Genomic DNA, 22,807 nt, shown 5'->3' on the forward strand with positions numbered 1-22,807 from the left:
CCTCTATGGTGAGGCATCTTTGCCGCCTCGGGCCCGTTGGCAGTCGAGCAACAGAATCGCTCAAGACTTCACCCGTTCTGGGATTTCTGGGGTCCAGTTCTTTTCACTTTCGCGCTCTATTTCGGGATACGTCAGTTCGTTGTTGAAGCGCGATACATTCCCTCAGGCTCGATGCTTCCTGGATTGCAGATCCAGGACAGGCTCCTGGTCGAGAAGGTCACCTATCTGCCGCGGTCCCCGAAACGTGGCGAAATTGTGGTGTTCAACTCGCCCTATGCCTTCGATCCGGCCCTGAGTTCCTCCAAGCGGCCCTCACCGCTGCGCTGCATGCTCGTGAATCTGCCGTTGATCGGCCTGATCCCTGGGCTTGGCAATCCGGCCTGCGACGCCTACATCAAACGGGTGATCGCGATTTCCGGCGACAGGGTTTCGGTCAATCCCCGAGGAGAAGTCACGCTCAACGGAGAGGAACTCAAGGAGCCCTACGTCCAGGAATACTGCAGTGTCGATGAGCAGGGGATGAGCCCCTGTCGAACCCTCAGTGGAACGGTGCCGCAAGGGTCGGTGCTCGTTTTGGGTGACAACCGAAGCAACAGCTGGGATGGACGCTTCTGGCCAAGCAGTCCCTACCTCCCTGAGAAGGAAATCCTGGGACGGGCGTTCGTGCGCTTCTGGCCCGTCAACCGCATCGGACCTCTGAGCAACTGAGGCCACAGGCCAGGACGCGTCCTGTGATTTCTCTGCCGGCACAGGGAATGTTGGCAGCCAGTGGTGCGGCCGAATCACTGCGGCTTACGGTCCAGCGATGCTCTGGATCAAAGATCAGCCAGCGATCGCTGTCGACGGACAGCTGTTCGGCCGGTATGTTGAGCAAGGACGATGGGCCAAAGCTAAGCGCCTGCCAGAGCTGGGGAACGGACCAACCAGAATCTCGAACCAAGGCCTCCCAGAGAAGCGGCAACACCAGGTGATGGCCACTCAGGCCAGGTGGCCGTTGATCCGCTGGCAGAAGCATGTCCTCCTCATCGAGGGGGACGGCATGCACCGCAACGGCTGTGATCAATCCGTCCAGCACAGCCTGCTGAAGAGCGAGCCGATCGGCCGGTGAGCCGATCGATGGCCGAACACACCAGCCGGGGTGATCGTTCTGCATGCTGCCGCTGTCAGCGATGAGATGCCACCAGCTGACACTGGCCATGGGAGGCCTGGCTTCGCTGCGAAGCTGGGACACCGCTTTTGCGGTGGAGACATTCATCAGCCTCAGGTTTCGCTGAGGGTGTTGTCTCTGCAGAGCCAGTAGCTGGGTCAATGGCAGAACTTCACTGCTGGCTGGGTCCGGTGCCCAGCCCGCCCGCAGCGTTTCCACACCCTCACGTGCCAGACCATCCGCCTGCAGGTCTGGATCACGGGGAGCCAGCAGAACAGGTGCTGACTGCATTTCAGCCAGGAGCAGGCCGCGTTCGAGTAGGGCCTGCGGAACCATGGCATCGTCGTCAGCAAGGCCGATGGCGCCATGGTCAAGCAGGTCTCCATGGCAGGAGAGATGGTCTCCCTGGCCGCCTGTGCTGAAGCCGCCCCAGAGATGGATCGTCAGCCGTGATGGTTGATCGGGATCCGGCAACGCCAGCCGCTCCGGCCGGTCACGCCAGGTGCGACTGCGCGGCAGCAGGGCAACGGATCCGTAGCCCCCGGCGGTGGCGCAACGGGCCAGGCTTTGCAGTGTTTCAGCTCGACCGTTGATCGGGTCCTCCAGGACTGAATGGGGATCCACCAGGCAGGGTGCGATCAGCTTGTCTCCCGCGTCGGTTGGCCTCAGGCCCTGGCTGGCTGCGAGCGATCTGGCGGTTTCATCGAATCCGCGCAGGACACCGGTCTCGATGAAGACCGCCCCCTGCTGCTCGTCCTGGCCAGGTCCGTGCAGGATCCGGACTGGGTCCAGCAGCAGGGTGTTTTGCATGGTCTTCAGAGGGCGCCTGCAGCAGTCCGATCGATCACGCTGCCGAAGTGCGAGGTGAGATTCAGGCAGGTCACCACTGCAGGCTGGCCTGAATCCGTCGGGATGTCGACAACGGTGACGCCACCGTTGCCCTGTTTCACCATCCAGATGTCGGCTGGTGTCAGGCCGAGCAGATCGCAGAGAATCGTCTTGTTGACCGCGTCATGGGCAACGACCAGAGCAGTGTCCTCGTTGGTCAGCTGCGCAGCAATCTCCTTCCAGCTGCGGACCGAGCGTGCCCAGACATCCTGAATCGTTTCACCATCGGGCATCTGCACGGTCTCCGGGGCTCGTTTCCAGGTGTCCAGCAGCTCAGACCAGTCGTCGCGGATCTCCGATTCGAGCTTCCCTTCCCAGGCTCCGTGACCGATTTCAACCAGGCCGTCGGTCTGGCTGAGATGGACGGATGGATGGCTCCTGAGAATGATCTCGGCGGTCTCCGTGGGCCGGGAGAGGGAACTGCTCCAGGCTTTGTTGATGGGGATGTCCTTGAGAAATTCCTCGGCCGCTGCAGCCTGCTGTCGTCCGTGATCGTTCAGGGGGATATCAATCTGCCCCTGAAAGCGGCCTGCCCGATTCCAGTCGGTCTCCCCGTGCCGGACCAGAATCAGGCGGGGTCCATCTGTTTTCGGCGGCAGCGGTGCGAGGTGGGTGGTGCTGTTGAGACATTCGATCTGAACCTGGGGCTCCCGCTCGCCCGATCGAAGGTTGAAAATCGACAGGGAGGTGTTGTCGACGCGGAGGCGTCTGAAGCCGTGGTCCGGTTCCCCCAGCATCACGAGCATCAGGCAACGCAGGATCGCGTTGTGCGCCACCACAAGCACGGTGTCGTTTCCAGTCAGCGCATGCAGTTGAAGCAACGTCTCGAGGAAGGACCTGGCCTGTTGCATCAGCTCCCCGAGGGGGCTGTAGCTGCGGCCATCGCTGTGGGTCAGTTCAAGCTCCATCGGCCGGCGTTTCCAGGTGTCGTAGGGCTCTGGAAAACGTTGTTTCAATTCGTCGATCAGCAGGCCGCTCCAGGGATTGAGGTCCACTTCCAGCAGCCCGTCATCGAACACGGGTTTCGGGGCAGCGGCGTTGCGGCCTTCGAGCAGGCTTGTGGTGGTCGACGCCGCCCGTCTCAGCGGTGAGCTGTAGATCGCATCAAGCGGGACCTCCGCGAGGGACCGGCCGAGCCGGCGAGCCTGCTCGTGTCCTTCTTCGCTCAGATTGGAGAGGTCGTCGCGGCCCTGAATGCGACGTTCCTTGTTGAAGCTGCTCAGGCCGTGGCGGACCAGAAGAAGACGGAGAGGCACCGTTCGGCGACGTGGCGCGGCCATCGTATGGGGCGGTGTTCAAAGGGAACGTGTTCGCAGGGGGGACAATCGGGTGACATGGCGTTGACGTGGTGCAGCCCAGCTCTTCACGACCAACCAATCCGGCTTGGAAGATTCCACTTGCCGTCGTAGCCCTGCTGTTGGCCACGGTGATCTGGTTGGTCGGGCTGATTGACAGTCTCACGCGCCCGTCAGTGGCCCCGTCCCTGCAGGTTCAGCAGCAGGAGCTCAGTCTTCTTGCCCAACCATCCGTTCCGGAAACCCTGCAGGGGGTGCTTGTCGGAGGCGATCCCCGCGACGTGCTGCTGCAGGCTTTGCAAGGCTCAACGGAGCGGCTCAATCAGCGTCAGCAGGTGTTGTTGTCACTTCTGTCGACACAGCCAGCTGAGTCCCCTGAGCTGGAGCCGATGTTCCAGAACGACCCCCTTCTGGTGCGTTTGCGCTGTGAGGCTGCCGGAGGCGATGTGATGGTCTGCAACGACCCCCGCGTCTCCAGGGCCGCTGCCCTGCGCCTTGGCCTCAGCATCGCGTTCCCCCTTCTGAGTGTTATTGGCGGCTGCGTCCTGCTGCTTCGCCAGGGGTGGCTGTTCGTCTTGAAACGTCAGTCCCCATGGCCGCCGTTGCGGGGTCCTGCACTGACCCTGGTCGACATGGTGTTGCTTGTCGCTGGTGGATTCGTCGTGATCAGCGCTGTTGGAGTACCGGTTGTGGCAGTACCACTGGTTCAATCACTGACCTCGAGCCTGGCGAGTCCCAGGAGAGAAGCCCTCGGTGTGGTGATTCAGTACGGCGTCATGGCCTTGCCGGGCGTGTTGATCCTGAGACGACAGCTTCGCGCGCTGCCGACCGATCAACGGCCTGCAGACGGCTGGTTGCAGTGGCAGTGGCAACCGGTTCGCTCTGCCATGGGTTCGGCGGTTGCGGGATGGCTGATGGTCACACCGGTCGTCATGCTGACGGGCTGGCTGTTGGTGAAGCTCGTCGGGGATCCCGGTGGCAGCAACCCCCTGCTGGAACTGGTGCTCGGCAGTCGTGACCCGCTGGCTCTGGCGTTGCTGGCCTTCACGGCTGTGGTGCTGGCCCCCCTGTTCGAGGAATTGATTTTCCGAGGTGCGCTCTTGCCGGTTCTGGCGACTCGTCTCGGAGCCCTGCCGGCAGTGGTGCTCAGTGCTCTGCTGTTCGGTCTGGCGCACATCAGCATCGGCGAACTGGCTCCTCTCACAGTCCTGGGGATGGGACTGGCGCTGGTCCGGCTCAGCAGTGGACGCCTGTTCCCCTGCGTCTTGATGCACGCGCTCTGGAACGCGATCACGTTCGTCAATCTTCTTTTGCTGTAAACGCCTCCAGAGGCAGCCTTGCCGAGGGCCAACGCGGGTGGTTCACTGGCACATTCGCCTGCATACGGTGGTTGCCGCACCGGAGCCTCGTCCTTCCGCAACCACCCTGGAGCTGATCCAAGGCTCGATGTCGGCCGGACGTGTGGCCCGTCGTTCGCCGTTGCTCGGCGGCCTGCATCGCGTCATGGATGGAACGATGCTCGGGGTTCTGGCAGCTGTCGCGGTTCTGGCAGGGCTGACCCTTCATTGGCAACATCGCTGGACGTTGTCCTTCAACCGTCTTGAGGGGACCCGGTCCCTCTCCCATCGCCTGACGGAATCCACGGCCCTGATGGAACGTCACCTGTTGCGGGTGAGTCAGCGCCCCAGCCAATTGGTTCCCACCAAGGTGGAGAACCTTGTTTATCTCAAGCGCCCATCGGCGTCGGTTGAGCCCGTTGAAACAGCGGCAATGCTGCCCTCCCTGGATGAGCTGATCGTCAAGCGCATTCGGCCCGGCTATTGATGAGCTCCCGGTTGTCCACCCCAAGACGGTCGTCGGCGAACCGCGCCCGTACCCGTGTCATTCCCCTTCAGAAGGTTCCCGCGCAACGACTCTGGTGGGTGTTTCTTATCCTCAGCGCTGGGTTGCTGGGGTTGATGGGTCGGATGGCCTGGCTGCAGCTGGTGCAGACCAATGAACTGGAGTCTAGAGCACGCCAGCTTCAAACCCAGCAGAGCCAGCCACTGGGGCAACGCCGTCCAATCGTTGATCGCCATGGCCGTCTTGTCGCCATGGACGAGGAACGCTTCCGTCTCTGGGCCCATCCCCGCTACTTCAATTTCCCTGGGGATCCCCTCGACATGGTCCGATCACCGGAGGACGTGGCTGAGCGCCTCGCTGCCGTGTTGTCGATCCCCAAGGACAAGCTGCTCCGCGAGATGGGGACACAGGAGTCGGGGATCAAGCTTCACAGCGGCATTGATCCTGAGACGGCCTCCAGGATTCGAGCCATGGGGATCAGTGGCCTTGATCTGGAGGCCTATCCCCAGCGCATCTACCCCCAGGGTGATCTCTTCGCCAATGTCGTTGGCTTCCTCAACGATGAACGGGTTGCGCAGGCCGGGCTGGAACAGAGTCGTGATGATGAGCTGCTGCGTCACGAACAGGCTCGCAGTCTTCGCCGGGGAGCGGACGGCACCCCTCTTCCGGATGACCTGGCGCCGGGTGTGTTCTTCGGTGATGACCTGCGCCTTCAGTTAACCCTTGATTCACGGCTTCAGGAACTCTCCGCCAAAGCCCTGACAGCTCAGGTGAAGAAGTGGAACGCGAAAAAGGGCGCCGTGATTGTGATGGATGCCAGCAACGGTGAATTGCTGGTCCTGGCCTCCACGCCGACCTATGACCCCAATCGGTTCTGGCAGTTCCATCCGGGTCGTTTTCGTGAATGGTCTGTCCAGGACCTCTATGAACCCGGCTCGACGTTCAAGCCGATCAATCTCGCCCTCGCCCTGCAGGAGGGTGCGATTCAGCCCGGCGATCGCGTGCACGATGTCGGCCGTCTCCAGATCGGTGGATGGCCGATCAACAACCACGACAAGCGGGCCAACGGACTCGTTGATTTCCCTACGGTTCTTCAGGTCTCGAGCAATGTCGGCATGGTGCAGGCCATGCGCCGACTCAAGAACGACGTGTACTGGGACTGGATGAAGCGTCTGGGCATCGACGCCAGGCCGGATACCGATCTGCCGGGAGCGGTCGCCGGCCAGCTCAAGACCAAGGAGCAGTTCACCACCCAGCCGATTGAGCCGGCAACCACTGCTTTCGGACAAGGGTTCTCCCTCACTCCGCTCAAGCTGGCGCAGTTGCATGGTCTTCTGGCCAACGGCGGCCGTCTTGTCAGCCCCCACATCACCCGTGGCTTCCGTTCCGGCAGTGCCCTTGCACCGGCAACGGCTCCGAACGGTCAGCAGCTGCTGAAGCCGGAGGTGACCAAGACCTTGATGAGCTGGATGGAGTCTGTGGTTGAAAAAGGCAGCGGCAAGGGTGTGAAAACTCCGGGATATCGCATCGGTGGCAAGACCGGCACGGCTCAGAAGGCTCTCAACGGCATCTACCTGCCTGGGGCGAAAATCTGCAGTTTCGTGGCTGCACTGCCGATCGAGAAGCCGCGTTACATCGTTTTGGTTGTCGTCGACGAACCCCAGGGTGAGAACGCCTACGGATCGACGGTGGCTGTCCCCGTCGCCAAACAGGTGATTGATGCCCTGCTGGTGGTGGAGAAAATCCCCCCGTCCAAACCTGCAGAATTGAACAAGGCCGCGAAGAGCTGACGCGCTGAAAAACGTCGCTACGTTACGAGCGAAGGCTCCGAATCTCTAGCTATGGCCAGCTTGCTCGAGCAGCTCTCGTCCATGACCGTGGTTGTGGCGGATACCGGTGATCTTGAAGCGATTCGCAAGTTCACCCCCCGCGACGCCACCACGAATCCATCCCTGATTCTCGCGGCTGCCCAGATTCCCGCATATCAAAGTTTGATTGACGAAGCTCTGAGATCGTCTCGGAAGCTGATCGGGCCGAATGCACCCGTTGAAGACGTCGTTCGTGAAGCACTGGACGAAATCAGTGTGATTTTCGGCAAGGAGATCCTCAAGATCGTTCCTCGTCGTGTGTCGACGGAAGTGGATGCCCGCCTGAGCTACGACACGGACGCCACGATTGAAAAAGGTCGGAAGTTGATTCGCCTCTACAACGATGCAGGCATCAGCAATGACCGGGTTCTGATCAAGATCGCCTCAACCTGGGAGGGGATCAAGGCCGCTGAAGTTCTGGAGAAGGAGGGCATCCACTGCAACCTCACGCTTCTGTTTGGTTTCGGCCAGGCCGTTGCCTGCGCTGAAGCCGGTGTCACCTTGATCTCGCCGTTTGTGGGGCGCATCCTCGATTGGTACAAAGCGGATACCGGGCGTGACGCTTACCCCGGCCCCGAAGACCCCGGAGTAATCTCAGTGACACGGATCTTCAACTATTACAAGACCTACGGCTACAACACCGAGGTGATGGGGGCCAGTTTCCGCAATCTTGATGAAATCACCGAACTGGCCGGCTGCGATCTGCTCACCATTTCACCCAAGTTGTTGGACCAGCTGCGTGAAAGCAACGCCACGCTCACCCAGAAGCTGGATGGTTCCAATCCCACGAGCAGTGAGGAACAGATTCATGTGGACCGTGAACGGTTCGACGCGATGATGAAGGACGACCGGATGGCAACCGACAAGCTCGGGGAAGGCATCAAGGGCTTCAGCAAAGCCATTGAAACCCTGGAGCATCAACTGGCCCATCGTCTTGCCGAACTCGAGGGTGGCTCCGCCTTCGGGCACGCCGTTCAGGAGATCTTCATGCTCAACGACATGAATGGTGATGGCTCGATCACACGCGATGAATGGCTGGGCAGTGATGCCGTGTTCGATGCTCTCGATCAGGACCATGACGGCCTGATCTCCCAGGCCGATGTGCGCATGGGCTTTGGAGCGGCACTGGCACTGACCACGGTCTGATCTCTGATTGCGGTCCTGCTGTGAAGGCGGGTCATCGGCTCGCCTTCAACCCGCCTGATTGTTCTTCCAAGGTCCTTCATCGTCGTCGTGAACCTTCTCGACACCATGCGTGCCCTTGCCAGCAAAGGTGAGGTGGTGACACTCAGATCCGGAGATGTTCTGTTTCGCTCCGGGGAGATGGGCGAGTCGATGTACGGAATCCTGGAGGGAACCATCCGGCTCACCTGGACAGCCAAAGATGGCAAGGAAGGTCATGAGGACATCAAGGCAGGGAATGTCTTTGGAGCAGGAGCCTTGGTGATGGACAACCATCAGCGACTCGGGACCGCCACAGCAGCTGAAGACAGCCGCTTGATCGAGATGAATCGCGAAAAATTTTTGTTTGCGATGCAGGAAGCCCCGATGTTCGCCGTCGAGCTGCTGGCGTCCGTTGATGAACGGCTACGTGACATCAAATTGGCGTCGAGTTGAGCTGACATCTCGTCGGATCGGGATCAACTTGGAATAATGCTCGCGGTAGCCAACGTTTCTGGTTGATTCGTCCTGTACGAATGGGTCTGCGGCTCGGGCTGTTTCAGCTCAGCCTCGGAAGTCTCAGCGTCTTGACCCTGGGCCTGCTGAATCGTCTGCTGATCCAGGATTTTGGGATGTCTGCGGCCGTGGTGTCACTGGCGATCGGCATCCAGGAGCTGATGGGTTTTTCACGGGCATGGTTCGGGCATCGGTCCGATCGCATGCCGGTTGGGATGCTGCGACGAACGCCTTTTCTGCTCGGCAGTTCCCTGGGGGTGTCTGTGCTCTTCGGCGCAGCGATCTGGGTGGTGCTTCAGCTCGCTGAATCCAGAGCATTCAATGCTTCGCAGGACACGCTCTGGATGGTCCTGCTGACGCTGATCTTCATCGGGATTGGAACAGCCGTCTCTGCCGGGGGAACGGCGTTTTCAGCATTGATTGTGGATCTCACCTCAGAACGGGAGCGAACGCGCCTGTTGTCCGTTTTGTGGTCATTGCGATTGGTGGGGGTGCTGCTCGCAACGGGTTTGGTGAATCGCCTGTTTGGTCAGGCCTGCGAGGCGGGAGCGAGTCGTGCCGATGTGATTCAAGGCCTGCAACAGCTGATGGTTGCGGCACCTCCAATCCTTCTGGTGCTCGGGGTGCTGGCCGTGATCGGCGTTGAACCACGCCGTCCCGCAACCTCTGATGCCAACGGCGCATCAACGTTGCAGCTGCCACTGCCACTTCCACTGCCGCAGTTGCTCAGCACGATGTTCGCCGTGCCTCAGGTCAAACGCTTCATGGCCGTGATGTGTTTGTTCACCTTCGCCATGTTTCTCAATGACGCTGTCCTCGAACCCTATGGGGCAGCCCTCTTCGGGATGAACATCTGCGCGACAACCGCTCTGAATGCCTTGCTCGCCGTTGGCTTCCTGTCGGGTTTGCTGCTGAGCGGTTTTCAGGTGGTTCCAGCAATGGGCATGGTGCGGGGCTGTCAGCTCGGCGCGGTGATGGCCTCATCAGCCCTTGCCGTGATGCTGATGGCGTCCCCGGAGCAATGGCAGCTCATGTTCCGCAGTGCCATCGCGTTGTTCGGCCTGGCCCTGGGGATCTGCATTCACTCCTGTTTGAACCTGATGTTCAACTTCGTGCAGCCAGGCCTGAATGCCGTCCTCATGGGTTTATGGGGAGTGGGTTATGCCTACTCCCGCGGTTTGGCCACGATCAGCGGCGGCAGTCTGTTGACGCTGTTTCAGACCATGACGCGTTGAGATGCCATGCTGTCCTACGGCGGCGTTTTCATTCTTCGGATCATTCTGTTTCTGACAGCAGCTCTCCTGCTGAATTGTCTGGATGTCCAGGATTTCCGACGTCGGATGAAGGTCAACTTCAGTGAGGTGATGCAGGCGATTTCAGACTGAAGGGATGGGACCGTTCCGCGACGTCGTCATGGTTGCTTCGTTCCGGTCAGAACGTTCCGGTCAGAACAATCCGGTCTGAACGATGGCCTTGATCATCAGCGTCCACCGGTGTATCGCAACCATCCCTCATCCCGGCGACGGATCCACTAGAAACAACTGCCACGTCGTCGCTGATGACACCCTTTCAGCTCGTCTGGTACAAGCGGGATCTGCGGGTTGTCGACCACCGGCCCCTGCTGGAGGCCAGTGCACGGGGACCTGTTCTGCCGCTGTACGTGGTGGAGCCCGCGTTATGGCAGCAGGCCGACGCCTCCGAGCGGCAGTGGCTGTTCTGTCGAGAGTCGCTCTGCGAGCTGCGAGCGGCACTGGCCGAACTGGGTCAGCCCCTGGTGGTGAGATCGGGTGATGTGGTGGAGGTGTTCGAACGCGCGCGCAGCCAGTTCGGTGTCGCTGCTCTCTGGAGCCACCAGGAAACAGGGAATGGCTGGACTTACCAACGTGACAAGCGTGTTGAGGCATGGGCGCAGCAACACGGCATTGCCTGGAGAGACATTCCCCAGTTCGGTGTGATCCGCCGGATGCGTTCGCGATACGGCTGGGCCAAGCACTGGGAAGCCCAGATGGCGGAGCCTGTCAGTGACGTGCCAACCGGGCTGCATCGTCTTGACGATGTCGATCCCGGCGTCATTCCCGAAAAACCGTGCACCTCTCTGGCGGCAGATCCATGCCCCATGCGGCAGCAGGGAGGCCGTTCCGAGGGCCTGCTCGAGCTGAAGCACTTTCTGGAACATCGTTCGACGAATTATTCCCGCTCGATCTCCAGTCCAAACACCGCCTTCAGCGGCTGTTCACGTCTCTCGGCCTATCTCACCTGGGGATGCCTGTCGATGCGTGAGGTGATCCAGAACAGTCGTCGCTTCAAAAGCCGGGGAGTCAGCAGCTTCGAGTCGCGGTTGCACTGGCACTGCCATTTCATTCAGAAGCTCGAAAGCGAGCCTGCCATTGAATTCAGTGATTTTCATCCGTTCATGCGAGGCATCCGCGATCTGAATCGCGATCGACTGGAGGCATGGGCACAGGGGTGCACCGGTGTGCCGTTTGTCGATGCCTGCATGCGGGCCCTGCGCGCCCATGGCTGGATCAACTTCCGAATGCGGGCGATGCTGATGTCCTTCGCCAGCTATCACCTCTGGTTGCCATGGCGTGACAGTGGTCTCCATCTGGCCAGGCTTTTTGTCGACTATGAGCCGGGCATCCACTGGAGCCAGTGTCAGATGCAGTCGGGAAGCACGTCGATCAACACGATTCGCATCTACAACCCGATCAAACAGGGAATCGACCACGATGCCGATGGAACATTCATTCGCCGTTGGTGCCCCGAACTGGCACATCTGACAGCGGATCAGATCCATGAGCCCTGGCGAGTGATCGACGATCATCCACGGCCGATCGTCGATTGTGCAGAGGCGGCACGGCAGGCGAGAGACCGGATCTGGGCGATTCGACGTTCAGCGGGATTTGATCGTCACGCCGATGCGATTCAACACAAGCATGGATCACGCAAAGCGGGGCTCAAGCCCACAGCGACAAGACGACGTCGACGTCCTCGCTTGGATGACGGTGGCGCGACGCAGCTTGTGTTCGATCTCTAGCCCCGTTGCAGCAGCAGGCGTTTGATCACCCGTTGAGCAATATCCCCATAGCCCATTTCTCCAGAGAGGATCTGGGCAATCCGTCTTGGAGCTGTCGGTCGTTTGATGCCAAGCTGATAACCAACACCTGGGAAGCGGTAGAACACCTGGGCGATTCGCCGTCCCCAGGCCATCGACTCCCCCCAGCGTTCGCGCATGGCACTGCTGTAGCTCCTGAGACTGGTCTGCTCCCCGCGCAGCCATCGGCTCAGATGCACCGCTGCCTCGCAGCCACTCATCAGGGCTGGCCTGAGACCCTCCGCCAGGAACGGGTCGCACAGCGAAGCGGCATCCCCGACGACGAGAACACCATCGCCATGAAGACAGTGATGGCCATTCCAGATGCGCAGACGACGATGCTGTCGCTCGCCGGCATCCTCGGCAAAGCCAAGGTCCGGCAGCAGCTGTCGAAGCACAGCGTTGCTGTCCAGTTCATCGCGGCCGATGAAGCTGCCGACGCCGACATTCACACCACCCGCCAAAGGGAAGGCCCAGGCGAAGCCCTGGGGCACGAGGCCGAATTCAAAGCGGGCCGAGCCGTCATCCAGTGATCCCTGGCCCTCAAGGCGCACGGAAACGGTGCTGGCATGGTTCACGCCGCGTGGCCCGATCCCGAGCCGTTGCGGCCATGGCGACCCCGAACCATCGGCAATCACGAGCGCGCGCGCCCGCCATTGACGACCATCCTTCGCCGTGACCTGCCAGTCAGCCCCATGACGTTCGACGTGGGTCACATCAACGCCGGTCTGGTGCACGGCACCATGGTTTGTCGCCTCCTCGGCCAACAGCTGATCCAGTCGCTCCCGTCGCACAATCCAGAACGGAGCATCTCCTGGTAGTTCAGCCACCACCGGGTCCTGCAGGCACCAGCTGAAGTCCACTCTTCGAACCACCTGTTCGACAGCTGGTTCGAGAGAGAAGGGGAACCAGTGCTGAACCGCTGCGGCCATGCCGCCGCCACAGGGCTTCAGGCTCTTGCCATCGGAACGCTCCAGGAGACAGACATCGTGATGTGCTGCTGAGAGATGCACAGCAGCAGCACCACCAGCGGCTCCGGATCCAATGACCAGGACGTCGTGGATCGGGTCAGCGTTGTCGCTCACACCTTGAGGATGTCGGCTTCCTTGTCAGCGAGGTTTTTCTCGAGCTCCGCAATGAATCGATCGAGGATCTTCTGAATCGTGCCCTGCTCGTCGCGACTTTGATCCTCAGAACACTCCCCCTCCTTTTCAAGCTTTTTCACCTTGTCGATGGCGTCGCGGCGAAGGTTGCGCAGGGCCACTTTCCCCTCCTCCGCGTATTTGGACGCCAGCTTGCAGAACTCCTTGCGGCGTTCCTCGGTGAGGGGTGGGACATTGATCCTGATGATCTTCCCGTCGTTGTTGGGTGTGAACCCCAGCTCGCTCATGGCGATCGCCTTTTCGATCGCTGCCAGGGAACTGAGATCAAAGGGTTGGATCTGGATCGTCTGCGAATCCGGGGTGGTCAGGGTCGCCAGGGACTTCAACGGCGTGTCGGCTCCGTAGTACTCAACGCTGACGCGATCCAACAGCGAGGAATTGGCGCGGCCCGTGCGGATGGTGTTGAAGTTGCGCTGGGTGGCCTCCACCGACTTGCGCATGCTGGCTTCGAGGTCCTGGGTCGACATGGTTGCAGAGGGAGAAGGAAGGCGTGCGTGCGGTGGGTTGTCAGGCGGGGTCGCCGATGCGGGACCCGATCGGTTCCCCGGCCACGGCTCTGCCGATGTTGCCAGGCTCGAACAGGTTGAAAACAACAATCGGGATGTTGTTGTCCTTGCAGAGGGCGATGGCGGTGCTGTCCATCACGCCCAGTTCTCCGCTGAGCACATCCTGATAGCTGAGCTGTGCATGCTTCACCGCATCGGGGTGTTTGGCGGGGTCCTTGTCGTAGACCCCATCCACCTTGGTTGCCTTGAAGACCACATCCGCATTGATCTCGGCAGCCCGCAGGGCTGCTGTTGTGTCTGTGGTGAAGAAGGGGTTGCCGCAACCGGCCCCGAAAACCACAACACGGCCCTTTTCAAGATGACGGATCGCCTTGCGGCGGATGTAGGGCTCCGCCACTTCCTGCATGGCGATGGCGGTCTGCACGCGGGTGGGAACCCCCGCCCTCTCGAGGCCGTCCTGGAGGGTGATCGCATTCATCACCGTGGCCAGCATGCCGACGTAGTCCGCCGTTGCTCGTTCCATTCCGGCCGCTGATCCTTTCAGACCCCGGAAGATGTTGCCGCCGCCGACCACGATCGCCAGTTCGGTGCCACCGGCCACGACTGCCGCCACGTCCTCGGCGATCGACTGAACGATGGCGGGGTCAATGCCGTATCCCTGGGACCCCATCAGGGCTTCGCCGCTGAGTTTCAGCAGAACCCGCGTGTACGCCATCAAGTGTCTTGATCCTGCCGACAGTAGCAAGCACTGGTCAATCGAGTCCCGGGCCGCTTGGATGGTCCCAGCGCAACGCTGTCATGCCTGAACTTGACGTTAGTCACAGTGCCGTCATGGCTCGTCTGACCATGTCAGCTCTGGAGCGTGCCAGTCGTGATCCTTCCTGCTGGCGGGAGCCCACCGTGCATCGGGCCCTTCTGGTCAGTGGTCTGTCCGTGCTGACGGAATCTATGCGGCGGCTTCAGCACGATCTCGAGACGATGCCTCGAGAGAACATCAGTGGTGATGACAGCCCATCGGTGGGCTGACTGGCCTTCGAATTGCTTTCGATGGTCAAGGTCTGTTTGTCCAATGCAGACGGCTCTGATCTAAGAGTGAAAGCTCAACGTTTGAACTGATCATCCGGAACAGACCGTTCAGAACAATCATGTTGTGCAGGGTTTCAGAACTCAATCCCCGCCTGTGCTTTCACCCCTTGTTCGCGGAACGGGTGGTGAATCAGCGTCATCTCCGTCACGAGATCCGCCCTGTTGATCAGCAGCTCGGGTGCTCCACGTCCGGTGAGGGCGACGTGGGTGAGCGAAGGTCGCTCCTCCAGCCCGGCGATCACCGTGGCCGCCTCGATGTATCCCAGTTTCATAGCCACGTTGATCTCATCGAGCACGACCAGGTGGATGGCGGCATCTCGCAGATAGGTCAGCGACGTCTGCCAGGCCTGTTCCACCAACTGCTGATCGCGGGCCCGATCCTGGGTCTCCCAGGTGAACCCTTCGCCAAGGGCATGCCAGTGCACCTGGTCGCCGAAGGTTCGCAGAGCTCTGGCTTCACCCGGTTCCCAACCCCCCTTGATAAACTGAACGATGGCGACCCGTTCACCATGGCCAAGGGTGCGTAGAACCAACCCCAGGGCGGCCGTCGTTTTGCCCTTGCCATGGCCGGTGAAGACCAGCACCAGACCCTTTTCCTTGTTGCGCTCCCCGACCCGTTGCTTCTGCACCTGCTGCCGACGTTCCATGCGGCGGCGGTAGCCGGCATCATCGGCTTCAGGGGCGAGGTGGCCCCCCATGCCGAGGTCGGTGGCCTGGCGATCAAGATCGGACTTGCTCATGGGGATTCGGTGCTTGGCCGTTGCGCGGTGATCCTTTGCAGAGCCTGACCAGCCAGGAGCTGCTGATCGATGGACCTGAATCCAATCTCCCTGAGCTCGGCGGGAAGGTCGTCTTCCATCATTGAAATGGCTGTATCGGTCTCGAACAGAGCGCAGAAGAGTTGTTGCGGAAGGCTCAGCAGTGGGCCTGCTGGATGAAGGTCCACGAGCACCAGCCAGCCCTCGGGTTCGAGAAGGCGGAGGCAGCTGCGCAGGAGCTGGACTCGGTCACTGCGCGGAAATTCGTGCAGCGCCACGCTCAGCTGGATGGCGGCGAACTGGCCGTCCGGCAATGGGGGGTCCTCGGCCAGGCCTTCCACAAGCTGCAGCTGGGGATGGCGCTTCGCTGCCAGATCGAGGGCGCGAGGAGCGATGTCCAGACCTGTGACCTGGAAGCCCTCCTCCAGCCACGGGGCCGCGGCTTCACCGCTGCCACAACATAGATCCAGCACCGGAGCTCCGGCACGGAGTCGATGCTGAACGGCATCCAGGCCGAGCCTGCGAAGTCGGGCCACACCTCCGACGCTCAGGGACGACACGGCCGTGACCGTGTCGTAGATCCAGCGATGGCGGTAGGCGAGGGGTCGAAGGAATGAACTCATCAGGCACGTTGTCGAGCCAGGGCTGTGTCCACCGCCTGTTGCTGATCCCGGCGGGTGATCCAGTGGTGGTAGGTGCGGGTGTGAATGGCGACGGAATGGCCCATCATTCTGGCGGCCACGGTGTCTGGAAGGCCGATGTGAATGGTCCGCACCGCCCAGGCGTGCCTCAGGTCGTAGGGGGTGATCGGCAACTTGTAACGGCGAAACTGCTCGCTCACCCGTCGGCCGACCTGCTGCAGCGTGGTTCGCCTGAGATCGGTGCAGATCGGCGGAAGCCTGTCGGGATGCTTGCCCAGTGAAGGCAGCTCGAAGCGCTCCACCCACTGCGGTTGGAATGGCCAAACCTGATGCTCTCCGGTTTTGGTGGTCGGCAGGACGCGAATCACCTGATCTCCACCATCAGTCAGGGCGTTGAGGTCACAGAAGAAGACTTCATGGTTGCGCAGTCCATAGGTGGCCATCAGTCCATAGGCCAGACGCCAGCCGGGGTTTGGGATGCTGAGAACGGCTTCCAGGATCTGACTGTCACTTGGCAGGCGTCGAAATCGTGCCCGGTGCAGTCCGTAACCACCGGATTCCCGTCGCCAGTCCTCCGGCAGTTCGATGTCCAGATGCCTCGCCAGAGCTGAGAGTGCTGTGGAACACTGCTGACGACTGCGGCTGCCGTCCGCATAGCTGGCCAAAGTGTCCTGCAGCAGCTGAGCGTGAATGGGCCCGTCGTTCGCCAGAGCCTTGAGCCGACGCAGGTACGGCAGATAGGCCGCCGTCCAGGTCGTCCGGCTGCCGGAGCTCGATCGGCGGCGTTGGGGATCCGCGAAGAACGCCTCTTGAAATCCCTGGATGGCGATCTCCGTGGACGCGGTGGTGACCCCTTGGGTCCTGTGCTCCACCCAGTCGGACCACGCAAACCGCTGACGCTCGAGCTGCCGCTGGATGAGCCGCAGCGTCTGCTCTGCGTCCTGAAGGCCCGTCGCATCAGCCTTGAGACCAAGGCTGATGCGCTGCATGCTGAAGCCCGGCTGCCCATCGCGCCGGGGGAGTGGACCGCGCAGGTTCAGGCGTTGGCCGCGTTGCTCGATGCGTAAACGGCATCCTTCGACCTCCAGCCGTGTGTTCAATGACACGAGCTCGTTGCGCAGGTTCATACAGCCGTCCTCGCTGACCACCATGACGTGCACGGGGGTTACGCTCAAGCCCTTGATCAGACTGTTCCCTGCATGGCCCGCGTCGGCGTCCTCTTGCTCAATTTGGGAGGGCCGGAGCGCATACAGGACGTCGGTCCATTTCTTTACAACCTTTTCGCCGATCCGGAGATCATTCGTCTTCCCATTCCGGCGCTGCAGAAACCCCTCGCCTGGCTGATTAGCACCCTGCGCAGCAGCAAGTCGCAGGAGGCCTATCGCTCGATCGGAGGCGGTTCACCACTCAGACGGATCACGGAACAGCAGGCCCGGGATCTCCAGAGTCTGCTGCGTCAGCGTGGGGTTGATGCCACGAGCTATGTCGCGATGCGTTACTGGCATCCATTCACGGAATCCGCGGTTGGCGATATCAAGGCGGACGGAATTGACGAAGTCGTCGTTCTGCCTCTGTATCCCCACTTCTCGATCAGCACCAGTGGATCGAGCTTTCGCGAGCTGCAGCGTTTGCGTCAGTCGGATTCCGCCTTTGAGAAACTGCCGATCCGTTGCATCCGGAGCTGGTTTGATCACCCCGGTTATGTGGGGGCGATGGCCCAGCTCATCGCTGAGGAGGTCCGCGGCAGTGACGGTCCGGAGCAGGCGCACATCTTCTTCAGTGCCCATGGTGTTCCCAAAAGCTATGTGGAGGAAGCCGGAGATCCTTACCAGAAAGAGATCGAGTCCTGCACCGCGCTGATCATGAATCAGCTCGAAAAACTGCTTGGGCACAGCAATCCACACACCCTGGCCTACCAGAGTCGGGTTGGCCCTGTGGAGTGGCTCAAGCCCTACACCGAGGAAGCACTCGAGGAACTTGGTGAGGCCAAAACCCGGGATCTCGTGGTGGTGCCGATCAGTTTCGTGAGTGAGCACATCGAAACCCTTGAAGAAATTGACATCGAATACCGAGAGCTCGCCACGGAGGCGGGTGTTGTGAATTTCCGACGCGTTCGTGCCCTCGATACCTACCCGCCCTTCATCGAAGGCCTCGCGGATCTCGTCACCACAAGCCTGGAAGGTCCGGAGGTGACCCTGGATGCAGCGGCCGAGCTACCCACCAAGGTCAAGCTCTATCCCCAGGAGAAATGGGAATGGGGATGGAACAACAGTTCTGAGGTGTGGAACGGCCGGCTCGCCATGTTGGGATTCTCAGCCTTCCTGCTTGAGCTGATCAGTGGACAAGGCCCCTTGCATGCACTGGGTCTTCTCTGAAGAGCTGGCTCCTCCTCCATCAGCCCCTAACCTGAGGGATCCATCCCCCAGGTGAGCTGTGACCCTCATCTCCTCACCCTCGGTTGCCGGCGCTTACGCCGCTGGAAAGTCGGTTCATATCAGCGGAGCAGAGGCTCTGATGGATGCGCTGCGCCGGCATGGGGTCAACACGATTTTCGGCTACCCAGGCGGAGCCATCCTGCCAATTTACGACGCTCTCCACATTGCGGAAAGCCAGGGCTGGGTGAAGCACATCCTTGTCCGTCATGAGCAGGCCGGCACCCATGCCGCCGACGCCTACGCCCGTGCCACCGGCAAGGTGGGAGTCTGCTTCGGGACGTCTGGACCAGGCGCCACCAATCTCGTCACCGGGATCGCCACCGCTCAGATGGATTCGGTACCGATGGTGGTGATCACCGGTCAGGTTCCCCGTCCTGCCATCGGGACCGATGCGTTCCAGGAAACAGACATCTTCGGCATCACCCTGCCGATCGTGAAGCATTCCTGGGTGGTGAGGGACCCGGCGGATCTCGGGATGATTGTTGCCCAGGCATTCCTGATCGCTGCTTCAGGTCGTCCCGGCCCCGTGCTGATCGATGTGCCCAAGGACGTGGGCCAGGAACTGTTCGATTACGTGCCTGTGGAGCCAGGGTCCGTGATCCCGCAGGGCTTCCGACAACCGGTTCCTCCGGATGATGTTGCGATCACAGCGGCACTCGACCTGATCGAGCAAGCCCACCGGCCGTTGTTGTACGTCGGTGGCGGAGCGATCTCCGCAGGCGCCCACGACAGCCTCAAGCTGTTGAGTGAGCGCTTCCAGTTGCCGGTCACCACAACCCTGATGGGCAAAGGTGCCTTCGATGAGAATGATCCTCTCTCGGTCGGCATGCTCGGCATGCACGGCACGGCCTATGCCAACTTCGCGGTGACGGAGTGTGATCTTCTGATCGCTGTCGGAGCTCGCTTCGATGATCGCGTCACAGGGAAGCTCGATACCTTTGCCCCCCGCGCCAGGATCATCCACTTCGAGATCGATCCGGCGGAAATCGGCAAAAACCGCCAAGCCGATGTCGCCGTGCTCGGTGACCTGCGCCTCAGCCTGGCCAGGATGGTTGAGCTGAGTCTGCAGCGAGCAGTCGAGACACGGACGTCGGCCTGGCTGCAGCGGATTGAGGCCTGGAAGCAGCGCTATCCGCTCACCATCCCACCCAAAGAGGGTGAGGTCTATCCCCAGGAGGTGTTGCTGGCAGTACGGGATCTCGCCCCTGATGCAATTGTCACCACTGATGTGGGGCAGCATCAGATGTGGGCTGCTCAGTACCTGCGCAACGGACCCCGTGGCTGGATCAGCAGCGCCGGTCTCGGCACGATGGGTTTTGGGATGCCGGCGGCGATGGGGGCCCAGGTGGCTTGCCCTGACCAGCAGGTTGTTTGCATTGCCGGTGATGCCAGCATCCTGATGAACATTCAGGAGCTGGGAACATTGGCGGCCTACGGGCTCCCGGTGAAAGTGGTGATCGTGAACAACCACTGGCAGGGCATGGTGCGTCAGTGGCAGGAGAGCTTCTACAACGAGCGCTATTCCGCCTCCGACATGCTGAATGGCATGCCTGATTTCATCGCGCTGGCCCGAGCTTTCGGCGTTGATGGCGTGAAGATCAGCTCCCGTGATGCCTTGCACCCTGATCTGGGGCGTGCTCTGTCAGCGCCTGGTCCCATGATCATTGATGTCCATGTGCGACGGGGTGAGAACTGTTATCCGATGGTTCCCCCTGGCAAGAGCAACGCTCAGATGGTTGGTCTGCCAGCCCATCCCGAGCTGGCCATGGACACGACGCGCAACTGTGCAGCCTGCGGGGCCATCACGGCTCACGAGCATCGCTTTTGTCCCCAGTGCGGCGCATCGCTGTGATCCGTCAGCTTCTGCTCGCCCTGCTTGTTGTGCTGCTTGGGGCATCCCCGGTCTGCGCAGCCGAGGTGTTGCAGGTCCGAACGCCTTCACTCCTGCAGGTGGGGGATCACAACCGCACCTACACCGTGGCCTTGCCTTGCATTTCGGTCCCGGAGAACAGAAAGGCCGAAGCTGTGGATTGGCTCAGGCAGCAGCTGCCGCGCCGTCAACGCGTGAACCTCCGGCCTGTGGGGTCCAGTGATGGTCAGCTCCTCGCGAGGGTGATCCCGATCGGTTCCGACATTGATCTCAGCACCGGTTTAATTAGCGCCGGTCTTGCCTCCGACAGCTGTTCCGGGGAGATGGCCTGAGTGGCGGACAACCGGATTGCTAGGGGCATTGTTCTGGTGCCGTGTCTGCTGCTCGGGGGTGCGTTTCTTGCCACGGCAGCCTGGGGCCAGGGTCCTGCGGCAGATAATCGCTGGCTGGCGGTGGCCATCGGACTTGGTTTGTGTCTGGCGGGGGGGCTATCCCAACTGGGCTCCGAGGCTGATACTCAAAACCCATCCGACACTCCAAACTCAGACCAATGAGCAAAGTGTGCTCATATAATTGGGTTACCCCAGAATCGTCACGTTGAGACTGTTTTTACTTTGTTCGCAGGGTCTCTTTGGTCGCCTGTTTGTGTCGACCATGCTGTGATTTCGTGGACGCTTGGATTGTCTTAAATGCTCTTGAGTCGCATCAAGCATGGTAAACAAAGTCTGTTTGTATGTGGCCAGGTCCATCAGCAAGAGTACAGCTCATTTCATGCTTGATATCTGACGCGTAAGCCTTGTCAAGATATGCATCGTCTTGCTTGAGACGCCTGAATTGCTTCGATTTCTGCACGGATTTGATGGTTGATATCTCAATTGCGGTTTCAAAGTCCGGTCACAAACCAGGACGAGTCAGACGACACTCATCTGGGTTGGTTCGCTTTCGCTTTCCCCCGCCCGCTTCCATGACGCCTAAGCAGGCTAGTGCCGCTCAAGAACAGCATGAGGATCATCGGGGCAACGACGTCTCCAGCATGTCACCCAAACGCTCGGTGTTGGCTTCAAGGATTGGTGCTCTGCAGGAGCTGATCGGGAGTGGAGCACGACGGCTGAAGCGATGGCCACTGCTGAGCTGGACGTGCATTGCTTCCAGCTTGATCAGCTGTCAATCCCTGGTGACCAGCGGCCTGAATCAACCACGGATCGCCGTGATGTTGCCATTCGGTCCTGGAGATGAGCAGCTGCGTCGACAATTCCTGCGTGGCTTCACGGTCGGTGAGGACAGTGTCAAAGCCTGTTCTGTGACGCCGCCGTCGTCCTCCTGGATCGGTCTCCCCCCTGACACATCCCCGTCTGACGTCCTTCCGGAGGCTGCCAACCAGCAACTGCTTGTGGCACCGCCAGGGGCTGACCTGCGGGCGTTTGGCAGGTTGGCGAAAGCCAGGGACCTCAGTGTCCTACTGCCGTTTCAGCGCGGTTCATCGCTGGGACGCCTGGCTGGACTGGAAGGCAGCGACCGCCTCTGGCCTTTGGTTCCATCGCGCAGGAAGGATCTCGAGGCCATTGCTGCGGCTTCCCTGGGTAAAGGCTGGGACTGGGCGATGGTTGTTCGCGATCCTGATTCCCTGGAATCGTCGGAAGTCGAGACCTTCGTTGACCTCTTTTTTGATGCCGGTGGGGGCGTGAAGTCCTACACGAGCAGCGATATCCAGTCGGTTGACCCGGAGGATGAAGCGGCGTTCCAGAGATTCTCCGAGGACATGCTCTGGTCCCGTGTTCCGACCATGGTGGTTGCTGCGGACCCCAACGGTGAGCTGGCCCAGAAACTTCGGGATGCCCAGCGCAAGGCTGAATTCGGCCTTGAACTCCCTGCGGTCCCCAACTGGGTGTGGATCAGCGGCAGCACCGTGCTGGCCGAGGTGTCTGAACAGCCTTGGCAACAACTCGGTCTGATGCATGCAGCTCGCGGTGAGGGCTGGTCGTCCTTTGCCAAAGCCTTCGAAACGCGCTGGGGAGATCAGCCCACGTTGCTTGAGGCCTCCGGCTACGACACGGCTCGCGTGCTGGCCCTCGCTGGGACGGCACCACCGCCCTTGTCCAGTGAGGGAACACCGGATGCCATGGGCTGGGTGGATCCAGATGCCAAACCCGTTCCTCTCTGTGAAGGCTTCCAGTTGCGTCAGCAGAGCAAGTCGCTTCGAATTCCAGCAGCGGCGAGTGATTTCCGCCTGATGCCAGCTCAGGCCCCCTCGGGTTCAGCGTCGGCTGGATTGCTCAGGGGATGACTGTCTGATCCAGGGATCTGTTGGGGGTGGTGGCGACGGCTGTGACTAAGCCAACGTCCCCTGCCTCTGGACCGCGGCTTCGGGCGGGTTGTGTCGCTCAAGCAGAGCATTGATGTGCGTGCCTGGGGCATGAATCGAGCCCTGTGAGCAAGATCACAGGTTTGCTTGAAGGAGATCAATGAGCACAGCGATTGATCTTGCGATGGTGTGTTTGTCGGAGAGAAACCTACAAAAACAACAGGTTTCTGACCGT

At 60.7% G+C, this 22,807-nt stretch carries 23 protein-coding genes; 15 read left to right on the plus strand and 8 right to left on the minus strand.

What is annotated here, in order from left to right:
* The first annotated feature begins 36 nt into the window (after positions 1–36).
* Positions 37–708, plus strand: coding sequence for a signal peptidase I (gene lepB, locus KR100_RS04890; protein ID WP_038543663.1), 672 nt, complete (start codon positions 37–39; stop codon positions 706–708).
* Here the strand turns inward: lepB and KR100_RS04895 are convergent.
* Both KR100_RS04895 and KR100_RS04900 read right to left on the minus strand, forming a co-directional pair.
* Positions 680–1,957 carry a dihydroorotase gene (locus KR100_RS04895; protein ID WP_038543665.1) on the minus strand — a complete coding sequence of 426 codons (1,278 nt, stop codon included), beginning with the start codon at positions 1,955–1,957 and terminating at the stop codon, positions 680–682. The two genes, lepB and KR100_RS04895, sit on opposite strands and share 29 nt — an antisense overlap.
* Positions 1,958–1,962: 5 nt before the next feature.
* Positions 1,963–3,291, minus strand: a complete 1,329-nt coding sequence (locus KR100_RS04900; protein ID WP_038547972.1) for a histidine phosphatase family protein — start codon at positions 3,289–3,291, stop codon at positions 1,963–1,965.
* A gap of 92 nt (positions 3,292–3,383) precedes the next feature.
* On the opposite strand from KR100_RS04900, the gene KR100_RS04905 reads away from it, so the two are divergent.
* The 8 genes from KR100_RS04905 to KR100_RS04935 all read left to right on the plus strand — a co-directional run bounded on the left by KR100_RS04905 (position 3,384) and on the right by KR100_RS04935 (position 11,754).
* On the plus strand, positions 3,384–4,649 hold the full coding sequence (locus tag KR100_RS04905; RefSeq protein WP_038547975.1) for a CPBP family intramembrane glutamic endopeptidase: 1,266 nt from the start codon (positions 3,384–3,386) through the stop codon (positions 4,647–4,649).
* Positions 4,650–4,716: 67 nt separating this feature from the next.
* Positions 4,717–5,154: a hypothetical protein gene (locus KR100_RS04910; RefSeq protein ID WP_038547977.1), complete on the plus strand. Its 438-nt coding sequence runs from the start codon at positions 4,717–4,719 to the stop codon at positions 5,152–5,154.
* Positions 5,154–6,962 (plus strand): penicillin-binding protein 2, encoded by a 1,809-nt coding sequence (locus tag KR100_RS04915; RefSeq protein WP_038543667.1) that lies wholly within the window; start codon positions 5,154–5,156, stop codon positions 6,960–6,962. Before KR100_RS04910 ends, KR100_RS04915 begins: the two co-directional genes overlap by 1 nt.
* A 51-nt stretch (positions 6,963–7,013) precedes the next feature.
* Positions 7,014–8,186 (plus strand): transaldolase, encoded by a 1,173-nt coding sequence (locus tag KR100_RS04920; protein WP_038543670.1) that lies wholly within the window; start codon positions 7,014–7,016, stop codon positions 8,184–8,186.
* Positions 8,187–8,273: 87 nt separating this feature from the next.
* Positions 8,274–8,657, plus strand: a complete 384-nt coding sequence (locus KR100_RS04925; RefSeq protein WP_038543672.1) for a Crp/Fnr family transcriptional regulator — start codon at positions 8,274–8,276, stop codon at positions 8,655–8,657.
* Positions 8,658–8,737: 80 nt separating this feature from the next.
* Positions 8,738–9,952, plus strand: a complete 1,215-nt coding sequence (locus tag KR100_RS04930; protein WP_239420410.1) for an MFS transporter — start codon at positions 8,738–8,740, stop codon at positions 9,950–9,952.
* A 6-nt stretch (positions 9,953–9,958) separates the two neighbouring features.
* Positions 9,959–10,102, plus strand: a complete 144-nt coding sequence (locus KR100_RS16710; protein ID WP_239420411.1) for a hypothetical protein — start codon at positions 9,959–9,961, stop codon at positions 10,100–10,102.
* A 173-nt stretch (positions 10,103–10,275) separates the two neighbouring features.
* Positions 10,276–11,754 (plus strand): deoxyribodipyrimidine photo-lyase, encoded by a 1,479-nt coding sequence (locus KR100_RS04935; RefSeq protein ID WP_038543674.1) that lies wholly within the window; start codon positions 10,276–10,278, stop codon positions 11,752–11,754.
* Here KR100_RS04935 and KR100_RS04940 read toward each other — a convergent pair.
* Genes KR100_RS04940 through pyrH form a run of 3 tightly spaced genes read right to left on the minus strand, consistent with a single transcriptional unit; the run spans position 11,751 to position 14,195 of the window.
* Entirely contained in the window at positions 11,751–12,896 is a 1,146-nt protein-coding gene (locus KR100_RS04940) for an NAD(P)/FAD-dependent oxidoreductase (protein WP_081858871.1), read from the minus strand. The genes KR100_RS04935 and KR100_RS04940 overlap by 4 nt on opposite strands.
* Positions 12,893–13,441 carry a ribosome recycling factor gene (gene frr, locus KR100_RS04945; RefSeq protein WP_038543677.1) on the minus strand — a complete coding sequence of 183 codons (549 nt, stop codon included), beginning with the start codon at positions 13,439–13,441 and terminating at the stop codon, positions 12,893–12,895. The genes KR100_RS04940 and frr overlap by 4 nt, the downstream gene beginning before the upstream one ends.
* Positions 13,442–13,481: 40 nt before the next feature.
* The gene (gene pyrH / locus KR100_RS04950) at positions 13,482–14,195 is read right to left on the minus strand and encodes a UMP kinase (RefSeq protein WP_038543679.1); all 714 of its coding nucleotides are present in this window, start codon (positions 14,193–14,195) and stop codon (positions 13,482–13,484) included.
* Between the two features lie 83 nt (positions 14,196–14,278).
* Between pyrH and KR100_RS04955 the strand changes: the two genes are divergently transcribed.
* On the plus strand, positions 14,279–14,506 hold the full coding sequence (locus tag KR100_RS04955) for a hypothetical protein (RefSeq protein ID WP_038543682.1): 228 nt from the start codon (positions 14,279–14,281) through the stop codon (positions 14,504–14,506).
* Positions 14,507–14,640: 134 nt separating this feature from the next.
* On the opposite strand, the gene cobO is transcribed toward KR100_RS04955, so the two are convergent.
* Genes cobO through KR100_RS04970 form a run of 3 tightly spaced genes read right to left on the minus strand, consistent with a single transcriptional unit; the run spans position 14,641 to position 17,092 of the window.
* Positions 14,641–15,306, minus strand: a complete 666-nt coding sequence (cobO, locus tag KR100_RS04960; protein ID WP_038543683.1) for a cob(I)yrinic acid a,c-diamide adenosyltransferase — start codon at positions 15,304–15,306, stop codon at positions 14,641–14,643.
* Positions 15,303–15,947 carry a class I SAM-dependent methyltransferase gene (locus tag KR100_RS04965; protein WP_038543686.1) on the minus strand — a complete coding sequence of 215 codons (645 nt, stop codon included), beginning with the start codon at positions 15,945–15,947 and terminating at the stop codon, positions 15,303–15,305. The genes cobO and KR100_RS04965 overlap by 4 nt, the downstream gene beginning before the upstream one ends.
* Positions 15,947–17,092, minus strand: a complete 1,146-nt coding sequence (locus KR100_RS04970) for a site-specific integrase (protein ID WP_038547986.1) — start codon at positions 17,090–17,092, stop codon at positions 15,947–15,949. The genes KR100_RS04965 and KR100_RS04970 overlap by 1 nt, the downstream gene beginning before the upstream one ends.
* A 72-nt stretch (positions 17,093–17,164) precedes the next feature.
* Here KR100_RS04970 and hemH point away from each other — a divergent pair, with 72 nt between their 5' ends.
* The 5 genes from hemH to KR100_RS04990 all read left to right on the plus strand — a co-directional run bounded on the left by hemH (position 17,165) and on the right by KR100_RS04990 (position 22,554).
* Entirely contained in the window at positions 17,165–18,340 is a 1,176-nt protein-coding gene (hemH, locus tag KR100_RS04975; RefSeq protein ID WP_038543688.1) for a ferrochelatase, read from the plus strand.
* A gap of 58 nt (positions 18,341–18,398) precedes the next feature.
* Entirely contained in the window at positions 18,399–20,252 is a 1,854-nt protein-coding gene (gene ilvB, locus KR100_RS04980) for a biosynthetic-type acetolactate synthase large subunit (protein WP_038543691.1), read from the plus strand.
* Positions 20,234–20,602: a nuclease gene (locus tag KR100_RS04985; RefSeq protein ID WP_239420412.1), complete on the plus strand. Its 369-nt coding sequence runs from the start codon at positions 20,234–20,236 to the stop codon at positions 20,600–20,602. The genes ilvB and KR100_RS04985 overlap by 19 nt, the downstream gene beginning before the upstream one ends.
* The gene (locus tag KR100_RS16715) at positions 20,603–20,824 is read left to right on the plus strand and encodes a GIVxVP protein (RefSeq protein WP_071839845.1); all 222 of its coding nucleotides are present in this window, start codon (positions 20,603–20,605) and stop codon (positions 20,822–20,824) included.
* Positions 20,825–21,303: 479 nt separating this feature from the next.
* Positions 21,304–22,554, plus strand: a complete 1,251-nt coding sequence (locus KR100_RS04990; RefSeq protein ID WP_239420413.1) for an amino acid ABC transporter substrate-binding protein — start codon at positions 21,304–21,306, stop codon at positions 22,552–22,554.
* Positions 22,555–22,807 lie beyond the last annotated feature (253 nt).

Origin of the sequence: Synechococcus sp. KORDI-100, from assembly GCF_000737535.1 — a bacterium.
GTDB lineage: Bacteria > Cyanobacteriota > Cyanobacteriia > PCC-6307 > Cyanobiaceae > Parasynechococcus.

Bases quoted from the DNA above. Each gene is read 5' to 3' on its own strand.
- KR100_RS04895 (WP_038543665.1), bottom strand. From the start codon at position 1,957: ATGCAAAACACCCTGCTGCTGGACCCAGTCCGGATCCTGCACGGACCT.
- KR100_RS04915 (WP_038543667.1), top strand. From the start codon at position 5,154: ATGAGCTCCCGGTTGTCCACCCCAAGACGGTCGTCGGCGAACCGCGCC.
- KR100_RS04920 (WP_038543670.1), top strand. From the start codon at position 7,014: ATGGCCAGCTTGCTCGAGCAGCTCTCGTCCATGACCGTGGTTGTGGCG.
- KR100_RS04930 (WP_239420410.1), top strand. From the start codon at position 8,738: ATGGGTCTGCGGCTCGGGCTGTTTCAGCTCAGCCTCGGAAGTCTCAGC.
- KR100_RS16710 (WP_239420411.1), top strand. From the start codon at position 9,959: ATGCTGTCCTACGGCGGCGTTTTCATTCTTCGGATCATTCTGTTTCTG.
- KR100_RS04935 (WP_038543674.1), top strand. From the start codon at position 10,276: ATGACACCCTTTCAGCTCGTCTGGTACAAGCGGGATCTGCGGGTTGTC.
- frr (WP_038543677.1), bottom strand. From the start codon at position 13,441: ATGTCGACCCAGGACCTCGAAGCCAGCATGCGCAAGTCGGTGGAGGCC.
- pyrH (WP_038543679.1), bottom strand. From the start codon at position 14,195: ATGGCGTACACGCGGGTTCTGCTGAAACTCAGCGGCGAAGCCCTGATG.
- KR100_RS04955 (WP_038543682.1), top strand. From the start codon at position 14,279: ATGCCTGAACTTGACGTTAGTCACAGTGCCGTCATGGCTCGTCTGACC.
- cobO (WP_038543683.1), bottom strand. From the start codon at position 15,306: ATGAGCAAGTCCGATCTTGATCGCCAGGCCACCGACCTCGGCATGGGG.
- KR100_RS04965 (WP_038543686.1), bottom strand. From the start codon at position 15,947: ATGAGTTCATTCCTTCGACCCCTCGCCTACCGCCATCGCTGGATCTAC.
- KR100_RS04970 (WP_038547986.1), bottom strand. From the start codon at position 17,092: ATGAACCTGCGCAACGAGCTCGTGTCATTGAACACACGGCTGGAGGTC.
- hemH (WP_038543688.1), top strand. From the start codon at position 17,165: ATGGCCCGCGTCGGCGTCCTCTTGCTCAATTTGGGAGGGCCGGAGCGC.
- KR100_RS04990 (WP_239420413.1), top strand. From the start codon at position 21,304: ATGTCACCCAAACGCTCGGTGTTGGCTTCAAGGATTGGTGCTCTGCAG.